General features: G+C 30.7%; 1 protein-coding gene. It reads right to left on the bottom strand.

The window, feature by feature from the left end; all coding sequences use genetic code 11:
* Positions 1-734, bottom strand: a 734-nt coding sequence (locus DWZ67_RS19940; RefSeq protein ID WP_165852497.1) for an ATP-binding protein, incomplete at its 3' end; no start/stop codon positions are given.
* Positions 735-1,122: the final 388 nt, after the last annotated feature.

The following is a 1,122-nucleotide window of genomic DNA, read 5'->3' as shown; positions in this document are numbered from 1 at the left end:
GGAATGTTGACGTGTTGCGACTTTAAATATTTACTAATATTCTGGGCAGAAAAAAGAGAACCGGTATTATCTATCAGATAAGCTACGAGATTCTCCAAAAAAGATACATTCCGGATTGATTCACGGGCAACCACATCTTTTAGTAGGATAGTAGAGTAAACATTTCTCAAATACTCGAATATGACATTCTTGTCCATTGTTAGATTATGAATGTATGGCATACCTCCGAATGTAAGATAGAGTTTTAAACTTTCGGTAGAATCTTGACATTGATTGAAAGTTAAGAATTCCCCGTAGCTAAGTGAATGAATGGGAAATTCTATATATCTTCCTGCCAATTGAGTAGCAAGTTCACTGGACAGCATTTTAGCATTGCTTCCGGTGCAATAGATATCGCATTTATTTTCGTTCAATAAACTCCGCAGACACAATTGGAATTCTTCAATCTCTTGGATTTCATCTACAAAAAGATAGTTATGATTATGCCCAGTAACCTTCTTTAAAACATATTGATAAAGATCCATGTAGTTCCTAATTTCCGTGAAGGCAAGTTGCTCTTTATCTACAAAAATGATATTGGCTTCCGGTATGTTTTTCTTTATGATATCTGATATCTGCAAAAGAATGTAGCTTTTACCTATCCTACGTTGGCCGGTTATTACTTTTATTATACTTTTATCAATAAACGGTTCAATTCTCCTTATGTATAAAGGGCGGGAGATATAATTTTTCATATTCAAACATGATTTAGTTTATATACAAAGATATAAAATATTTCAATTATAATTGAATCTTGCCGTATATATTATATATTCATCAATTATAAATAACATATGTAAAGCAAATATTTCTCAACAAAAAAATATTTTGGAACTTTTATGGATAAAATTTATCTTTCAAGATAAATTCCTCTATATAATCTATCGTTATTCTTGAATAAAAAACATTTATTGGGTTAATTAGTACATCACCAATTAAAAGAGTAGAATGAAATGTTACAATAACGCGCTCATTATCAGCTTTTAATTATTCAAAACGGTATGAAATGGGTACTTCGAGCCACTTACCTCCCTTTGCCATATACCTTTATAGATAATATACAATAGAATAAACTCTGTTCTA

The organism is Bacteroides sp. AF34-31BH (assembly GCF_003602795.1).
Classification (GTDB): domain Bacteria; phylum Bacteroidota; class Bacteroidia; order Bacteroidales; family Bacteroidaceae; genus Bacteroides; species Bacteroides uniformis.
This window is presented reverse-complemented; position numbering and strand designations above follow the sequence as displayed.